7 protein-coding genes and 1 tRNA gene are annotated in these 8355 nt (G+C 61.1%); 2 read left to right on the plus strand and 6 right to left on the minus strand.

Annotation, left to right across the window (positions count from 1 at the left end):
* Nucleotides 1-475: 475 nt before the first annotated feature.
* From U9R81_RS13845 to U9R81_RS13855, 3 genes are all read right to left on the minus strand, one after another.
* Nucleotides 476-1663, minus strand: coding sequence for a S41 family peptidase (locus tag U9R81_RS13845; protein ID WP_322496024.1), 1188 nt, complete (start codon nucleotides 1661-1663; stop codon nucleotides 476-478).
* 66 nt (nucleotides 1664-1729) lie between these two features.
* The gene (locus U9R81_RS13850; RefSeq protein ID WP_416180967.1) at nucleotides 1730-2806 is read right to left on the minus strand and encodes a M42 family metallopeptidase; all 1077 of its coding nucleotides are present in this window, start codon (nucleotides 2804-2806) and stop codon (nucleotides 1730-1732) included.
* A 15-nt stretch (nucleotides 2807-2821) separates the two neighbouring features.
* The gene (locus U9R81_RS13855; RefSeq protein WP_322496025.1) at nucleotides 2822-4090 is read right to left on the minus strand and encodes a CCA tRNA nucleotidyltransferase; all 1269 of its coding nucleotides are present in this window, start codon (nucleotides 4088-4090) and stop codon (nucleotides 2822-2824) included.
* 434 nt (nucleotides 4091-4524) lie between these two features.
* Here U9R81_RS13855 and U9R81_RS13860 point away from each other — a divergent pair.
* Both U9R81_RS13860 and U9R81_RS13865 read left to right on the plus strand, forming a co-directional pair.
* Nucleotides 4525-4601 (plus strand) — tRNA-Val (locus U9R81_RS13860).
* 59 nt (nucleotides 4602-4660) lie between these two features.
* Nucleotides 4661-5623: a lamin tail domain-containing protein gene (locus U9R81_RS13865; RefSeq protein WP_322496030.1), complete on the plus strand. Its 963-nt coding sequence runs from the start codon at nucleotides 4661-4663 to the stop codon at nucleotides 5621-5623.
* A 121-nt stretch (nucleotides 5624-5744) separates the two neighbouring features.
* On the opposite strand, the gene U9R81_RS13870 is transcribed toward U9R81_RS13865, so the two are convergent.
* The 3 genes from U9R81_RS13870 to U9R81_RS13880 all read right to left on the minus strand — a co-directional run.
* Nucleotides 5745-6905, minus strand: a complete 1161-nt coding sequence (locus tag U9R81_RS13870) for a CPBP family intramembrane glutamic endopeptidase (protein WP_322496026.1) — start codon at nucleotides 6903-6905, stop codon at nucleotides 5745-5747.
* 268 nt (nucleotides 6906-7173) lie between these two features.
* On the minus strand, nucleotides 7174-7833 hold the full coding sequence (pgmB, locus tag U9R81_RS13875; RefSeq protein ID WP_322496027.1) for a beta-phosphoglucomutase: 660 nt from the start codon (nucleotides 7831-7833) through the stop codon (nucleotides 7174-7176).
* 206 nt (nucleotides 7834-8039) lie between these two features.
* Nucleotides 8040-8355, minus strand: a 316-nt coding sequence (locus U9R81_RS13880) for a glycosyl hydrolase family 65 protein (protein ID WP_322496028.1), incomplete at its 5' end; no start/stop codon positions are given.

Genomic DNA, 8355 nt, shown 5'->3' on the forward strand with positions numbered 1-8355 from the left:
GGGCCAACATCAAACCCCCAAGCCAGCCAAGCCGCAGAGGGGGAAACGCAAAGCCGCCAAGGCCGCAGAGAACGCAAAGGATTGCGAAACGGGTCATCGCACTCTCGGCGGTACACCTTCCCCCGCCCCCAGCGGGGGAGGGGCTAGGGGTTTACCGCTGAGGGCGCGGCGAATGAGATGGCCCTCACCCCCCGGCCTCCTCTCCCCCTGATGGTGGGAGAGGGGGAGCCGCTGGATGGACGGGAACGACGTTACGGGAGCGGAAGGGATTGGGGGTGGAGGTGAGGATAGGTGGCCTCCTTCCTTGACTTGTGGCCCCACCCCTAGCCCCTCCCCCGCTGGGGGCGGGGGGATGAGTTACCGCGGAGGGCGCGGAGGAAGATCCCCTTCTTAACCCTCAGCGTTCTTTGCGTCCTTGGCGGCTTTGCGTGTTCTTCCTCTGCGTCTTTGCTCGCCTTGCGTCTCTGTCTACTCTCTACTCGCGTTGGAGGGCGGCAATTGCCGCCAACAGTTGCACATCGCCACTCGCAGCCAACGCTTCGGCGCTCAGGTTGCGCACTTCGGCTGGCAGCAAGATCGGCGCGTCAAGCGGCTGGGCCACCGCCTGATCCGGCTCGATGCCTTTGCCGCGAATTTGGCGACCCGCCGGCGTTCGCCACTCTTGCGTGCCGAGCAGGAGTTGCGCCCCGCCGCTCAGTCGAAACGGAGTGAGGACGGTACCGGTACCGACTGTGGTTTCCCCCACCAAAACCGCCCGGCCGGCATCTTGCAACGCGCCGGCGAGAATCTCGGCGGCGCTGGCCGAACCGCCGTTGATCAGCACGACCAGCGGCAGATCTTGGGCAATGCCTGCTGCGCGGGTGGTGGTCACGCGCTGCGAGCCGTCACGGTTGCGTTCGATCAGCACCGGTGTTTCGACTGGCAAAAACTCGCCGGCGATGGTGATTAAGGGGCTGAGTAACCCGCCCGGATTGTTGCGCAGATCGAGAATCAGCCGCTGCGCGCCGGCAGCTTTGGCTTCGGTGAGCGCTTTGCGCAACCCGCTGGCCGCCTGCTCATCGAACGAGGTGATACGGATAAGGGCGATCTGATCGGGCAGCATCGTCCAACTGACGCTTGGCGCCGTGATTTTGGCCCGTGTGATGGTAAACCGCAACGGCTCGGTATCGTGCCGGCTCACTTCTAGCGTGACCGGTGTGCCGGCTGGCCCGCGCACTCGCGCCACCAATTGGTCGATCGTCCAGCCATCAACGGCAGCGCCATCAACCGACAAGATGCGGTCGCCGGCGCGGAGACCGGAAGTAGCGGCTGGTGATCCCTCGATCAGTGCCAGAATCAACAATGTGCCATTGCGCTCGCCGACGTAAATACCAATGCCTTCAAACTCGCCGCTAAGCGACTCTTGCCATTGGGCGGCCTCAGTGGCGGTGAGAAAGCGGGTGTGGCCTTCGTCGCCGAGCGTTGCCAGCATGCCATCGACAGCGCCTTCAAGCATGCGGGCCGGGTCAGCGGCAGCCGGATCAACGTACCGTTCGCGGGCCAAGCGCCACACATCCCAAAAGACGGCAAAGTCAGCGCAGATGGTTTCGGTTTCAGGGCAAGCGCTGACGGTTTGGGGCCGGCTGAGCCAGATGCCGAGCCAGATGCCGCCGAGCAGCGTCATGAATACAAAGAAGCCCGTTATCCAAAGCGGGATGCGAACCTGAAGGAAGCGTATGAAAGCCATCGCTTACATCCCCATGTGTAGCCGCTGCACGGTCTCGCGATCGAGCCGGCGAATCAGGGCCAAGAGCAACTGCACCGTTTGCTCGATGTCGCGGCGATGAACGATTGCTGATGCCGAGTGGATATAGCGCACCGGTGGCCCAATGACCACGGTGGGCACGCCGCTGCCAAAGATGTGCATCCTGCCGCCATCGGTGCCGCCGCCGGGCATCAGATCGAATTGGAGCGGAATGCCTTCTTCGGCAGCAACATCGATGACGAGATGGCGTAGACCAGCGTGTGCAATCATAGAACCGTCGATTAAGAGGATGGCCGGCCCTTGACCGAGCCGGCTCATGGCGTCATCGGCGCCGACGCCGGGCATATCGCCGGCGATGGCGGTGTCGATCGCGAAGCCGATGTCTGGCTTGGTGATGTAGGTCGTGGTGGCCGCGCCGCGCAAACCAACTTCTTCTTGGGCATTACCGATGCCGAAGACCATATTAGGGTGGCGTTCGTTGGCCAAGCGACGCAATGTCTCGACCACAATCGCGCAGCCAACCCGGTTGTCCCACGCCTTGGCCAGCAGCAGATCGGGGTTGCGCATCGGGGTGAATGGCCCTACCGGCACCACCGGATCGCCGGGACGCACCCCCCACGCCACCGCCTCATCACGCGAAGCAGCGCCGATGTCGATGTACATCGCCTTCTTGTCAACCAGCCGGGTGCGTTCGTCGTTGCTCAGAATGTGCGGCGGTTTGACGCCGATCACGCCGATGATCGGGCCGGAGCGAGTTTGCACTTCGACGCGCAATCCCAACAGCACGTGATCCCACCAGCCTCCCAGCGGTTGAAACTTGAGAAAGCCATCATCGGTAATGCGTGTCACCATCAAGCCGATTTCGTCGAGATGGGCGGCCAGCGCGATGCGCGGGCCATCGGCGACGCCGGTGCGGCGGGCAATAATGCTGCCCAAATGGTCGATCTCCATCTCGCTGATTGGCTCAAGATAGCGGCGCATCACCTCACGCACCGGCCCTTCGTAGCCGGAAGCGCCGGGGGCTTCGGTCAGGTCTCGCAACAGTTGCAGCATCGCATCCACAGATGTTTCCTTTGTTCAACTCGATGAAGTAGCCAATTGTTGTCGCACCCATTGTTCGGCAGCAATGCGATCGGTAACCAAACCGTCTAGTGTTGCGGCGCGCAGCTCACGCAACAACCGGCCCAGTTGCGGCCCCGGCGCTACTCCCAATTCACGCAGATCATCACCGTTCAGCGGCGGACGTAGAAAGCGCCATTCGTGCAGATAGCGCGCCGTAAGCTGCGGAATGGGCGTATCTGTCGCGTAGTGTAGCACAGCGATAGTTGCGACGCCATACGGTTGTAACGTATGGTCAAGTTCGCTTGGGCTAGTGGCAGCGACGATGGCAGCGGTCAAGCGACGTAACCGGATAAGATCGTTGATCAGGTCGCGAATAGCGGTTGGGAGATGGTAGCGTTGCAGAACCATTGCCAGCTCTGTATCGCTAAGGTCGTAGAGCAGCAAGCCGGCGATCACCACCTCAGCCGGCGCAAGCGGAGCGATACCGTACTCGTCGCGGCGATAGCGCGCCAAGCGATCGGTGAGCGCCGGCGTCCAACCCAAGCCGGGGATGAGCTGGTGGGTCATGCCCCAGCGGTCGGCCAGTGCCACCACCGCTGCCGGATCGGGTTCAGCGAGGGTCAGGCACAATTCGGTCTGGATCCGTTCCGGCGTCAATAGCGCCAAGTATCCTGCCTTTAGCGCATCGTCGATCTGGGCCGCGGTCGCTTCATCGGGGATGAGATTGAGGCGGGAAGCGAGGCGCACGCCGCGCAACATCCGGGTTGGGTCATCGCGCAGACTTTGGCTATGCAAGAGACGCAGCCGGCGATCGGCGAGATCAGCGACGCCGCCGAGCAGGTCGAACAGCGGCATCGGCACAAGCTGGCCATGTGCGGCTGCCAATCTGATGGCCATCGCATTAATGCTATAGTCGCGGCGATGGAGATCGAGGGCGATTGGCGCCGGTTGCACTTCCGGCAAGACTGCCGGATGCGGGTAGCGTTCGGTGCGGGTCTGCGCAAGGTCGATCACCCATTGATCGATCACAATGGTCGCCGTGCCAAATGGTGGATGGCGGGCAGCGATCTGGCCGCCCCATGCTTCGGCCAAGATGGAAGCCAGTTGGTTCACATCGCCCTCGACGGCCAAGTCAATATCGCGCCCAATGGGTAGCTCGAGCAGCAGATCGCGCACGACCCCGCCAACCAGCCACACGGTGGCGTCAATCGCCGGCGCAAGCTCGGCAGCGCGGGCCAGCAGGTGCTGCAAGGCCGGATCGAGCCGGAAGATGAGATCATTCATACGATGAGGTTTGGTATAGCCGCAAAAATGCGAAAACGTTTGGGATCATAGCGGGTTGTGACGTCACTGTTGCTGTGAATGGACGTATGATGGTATCTATAACATTATAGTGGTCTTTGCTGAAAGTAAGCGTAATCTGCTCATGCTTTCTTGTCCTTGCGAGCCGAGCGAAGCGCGGCAAAGCAATCTCCGGCGAGCACGGACGATGGACGCACAGGCATGCGCTCCGCTGACGGGGGAGATTGCTTCGGGCGCTGCGCGCCCTCGCAATGACAGGTGGGGTGCGGGAGGCACCCGCACAGGCATTGGGTATCGCTGAAGCGGGAGATTCTTCGGTCGGGCGGCCCTGTGCTGCGCTAGGGCCGCCACTCCCTCGCAATGACAGGTGGGCCGCTTGACAGGCCCGGCATTCAATGGTAGGATAAAGCACGCATGGGCGATTAGCTCAGTTGGTTAGAGCGCCACGTTGACATCGTGGAGGTCAGTGGTTCGAATCCACTATCGCCCACCACATGAATTGTACCACGCCTCATGCCGCATCAGCACTATCGGTTTTGGATAGCTCTCTTGATGACACTGGCTTTGGCCAGCGCTGTGGTATTGGCAGCACAACAGGTTTATGCGCAACCCACCCCCATTGCCTGCCCGCGCAACCAAACTGTCACCCTGAGCGGCACGAATGCGCCGCCGCTGCAAGGGTTGATTGTGCTCTTTGCTGGCCAACCGGTTGGCGGCGGGTTTAGCGATGCGGCGGGCAGTTGGCAGATCCCGCTGCGCACCAACGAACCACCCGGCATCTACCCGGTTGAGGTGCGGGTGCGGGCTAGCCAACAGGTGATTGCCAGCCTGCTGTGCTATGTTAATGTGCCGTTACCGGCGATAGCAACGCTCGCGCCAACTGATACTCCGGTCACCAGCCAGCCGGTTTCGCAACCTTCTCCCATCGCCACCGCCACGAGCATCACTACGGTACCACGCCCGACGCCAACGCCAACCACGCAGGTTCCCAGCACGCTCACGCCGGCAGCAGGTGGCGCTAGTACGCCAACGCCAACCGCGCGGGGCACCAGCACGCCAACGCCGACAGTGCGTAGTACAGGAACACCGGTGCGGGCTACCAATACGCCCCTCCCTACCGCCACGACCGGTTCGGCTGGCGTCGTGCCGGCGCGTACACCGACCTCTATTCCGGCTGGATTGGCGGTGACGTTGAAGATTGTACCTTACGATCCAAACACGTCAACCAATTTAAATGACGAATTTATCATCCTTACAAGTGAAGAAGACAACGACCTTACGATTGAAGGTTGGCGGATAGTGAATATTTCACGCCCTGAACGGCCTACCTTTACCTTTCCCGCATTTATCCTCCCACCAGAAACAGACGTCTATCTCTATAGCGGGAGTGGTACGAGCGACCCCGCCACCGGCGATTTTTACTGGGATCAGCGCGCGCCGGTTTGGCGCAGCGGTGATACGGCGCACTTGCTTGATGCGCAAGGCCGGCTGGTTAGCTCGTATCAGGTGCCATAACGGCGGTGGCCGGAAGGTGATGGCACCCTCCGCTCCGGCCTTGGCGGATAGTTATAGTTATCCCCTCTTTGTGCTTGAGGCGGAAATAGACACCGCATCAGCCGGTGATCCAGCTTTCTTACTAGCCAAACACCACCGCTAGCATCACCATAATGAAGTTGTACACTCCATGCACGATTGCGGCGGTGGTGGTGTTGGTATGCTTGCGCACCAACCCGCATGCCATTCCAATCACAAACACCACCAACAGGGCGTCCCAGTGGTATTGAAACGCGTGCAGACTAGTGAAGAAGAGATTCGAGAGCCAAATCCCCAGTCGCGGCTGCAAGACGCCACGCACGCCTAACTCTTCGCCAAGGCCAGCCGTCACGCCGATCACCAGCGCCCCGATCGGGCTAATCGCGAAAGCCATCAGTTCTCTGAAGGCTTCTTCGTCGGTGGTTGGCCAGCCGAGCGCTTGCCAGAGCGAGTCCATCAGCGGCAGGGCGAGCGACATCAACCCGGCCAATCCCAACCCGACCCCAAGCCCGATGAGCAGATGGCGCAGTGTCGGTCGCACCAACCCTAGCCGTTCCAGTGTAGCGGCTCGATTGCGGCGAATGCCAAAGCCAACCGCCAGAAATGCCGCCGGGATCGTCCAGACCAAGCCGTAAAGCTGGCTGCGTAACTGTTCATCAGCGCTCAGATCACTCAGCTCTGTGCCGCCGATGGTGTTGACCAGCGCTAGCAAGGGCGGTTCGCCAGTGATCAGCAGCGGCACAAACATCATGAGAGTGATGCTGACAATTGCCATCAATGCGATAGCATGGACAAATGAATCGGGATCGATCGGCAGCACCCGCGCTAATCCTCGCCGTACCGGCGGCAACAGGGTGAACAGGCCGATGCCGATGGCGGTGAAGATGCCCAAGATGAAGAGCACGATGCTGGGAAGATCGGCTGGTGCGAGATCGGGCGGTTGTTCTGAATTAATCGGCGGCAGATCGGGCAGGGTAATGACGCCGAGAACAAATATGATGAGCGATGCTAAGCCGAGCATGAGCGCCAACCACAAACCGGTGGCGATCCATGCCCAGTTGAACTGCGAACCGGCGAAATAGGCCAGCACAGCCAACCCGACGAAGGGCAGCAAGTCGAAGCTGGCGGCGGTAAAGATGCCCAACTCACCGCCAAGATTGGAGCCAACGATGATGAGCAGAATGTACACTACTACACTAGCTATCCAGAGACCCGGACGGCGGATGGGAGGTTGTTCGGAGGTGAGAACTTGCGGTTCTGACATAGCAGATGCTCTTTATGACCGAATGACAGTAGCAAGAGCAGTGTGACAGAAAGTACGCTGGTTGTCAAGAGAGATAACGCCCAGACGCAAGGGTGGCAAAGGCGCAAAGACGGGTAACGCAAAGGCGCCAAGAACGCGAAGGGGCGCGAAGATTTCATGTAGAGCCGGACAATCGTCCGGCTCCAATGTGCCCCAGCCGCGAAGGAAGGCCGTAGAGCCGGACAACCGTCCGGTTCCTTACCCATAGTTATTCCGATACGCCGGTGCGTCATACATGCACCGGCAACTGCGCCAACAGATCGGCGAGGCGCGCGCCGGCCAGATTAGGCAACACGACGTGCGCTTTACCCACCCGCTCGCGCGGGCCGATCCCGATCACGGCGAAGCCGCCGGCTAGCGCCGCTTCGACACCAGCGGCGGCGTCTTCGACCACGACGCATTCCGCCGGCGCTAAGCCGAGCAATGCCGCCGCATGCAAGAAGAGGTCGGGCGCCGGTTTCTGCCGCGTGACGCTGTAGCCATCGGCAACCGCGTCGAGCAGGTCGGCGATGCCGAGCCGCTCGATCACTTCGCGGGCGTTTTTGCTCGCCGAACCGAGCGCCGCTTTGAGGCCGGCGGCGCGGATTTCGCTCAGCAGCTCGCGCGTGCCGGGCAAGACATCACGGGGTGAGATTTCGCAAATGTATTCGAGGTAGTAACCGTTTTTGCGCTCCATCAGCTCGTTGAGCGTCGCTTCGGGAAGGGTGCGCCCTTTGAGCAGCAGCAATAGCGACTCGCGGCGCGGAATGCCGCGTAGCGCTTCGTTCTCTTCGCGAGTGAATGGAATGCCGAGTTCGCCGGCGAGCCGTTTCCATGCCCGGTAATGGTATTCGGCGGTGTCGGTGAGTACACCGTCAAGATCGAAGATAAATCCTTTGATCGACATCATACAGTCCTCGTCATCCACGGCGCAGAGAACGCAAAGGATGTCAAACGCAAAGGCGCGAAGGGCGCAGAGAACGCAAAGGTTTTGGAATTGTTCGTATGACCACGCTCGTACCCAACTTAAAAACCTTAGCGTCTTTGCGTTAAAAATCCTTCGCGGCTTTGCCTCCTCTGCGTCTTTGCGTTAACCGTCTCTGCCTCCTCTGCGTCTTAGCCCGTCGTGTAGCTGCCATCCGGGAAGCAGGTGACGGTGTGGGTTTGCCCGCGCAAGGTGAAGCGGTAGGTCAACCGCCGCCAGTGGCTAGGCAGGCGCGGATGCACCTCCCACGTGCCGTCGGGGTGGATGCGCAACCCGCCAAAGCCAAACACCACCGCTTGCCAGACCCCGCCCGCTGACGCAGCATGGATGCCGTCGCCGGCGTTGCCGCGCACGTCGCGCAGGTCGGCCCGCGCGGCCCGGATGAAGTGTTCGTAGGCTTCGGCCACGTCACCCATCTGGCAGGCGACGATGGCCTGAATCGGCGGG

The sequence above is a fragment of the Chloroflexus sp. genome (genome assembly GCF_034435895.1).
GTDB lineage: Bacteria > Chloroflexota > Chloroflexia > Chloroflexales > Chloroflexaceae > Chloroflexus.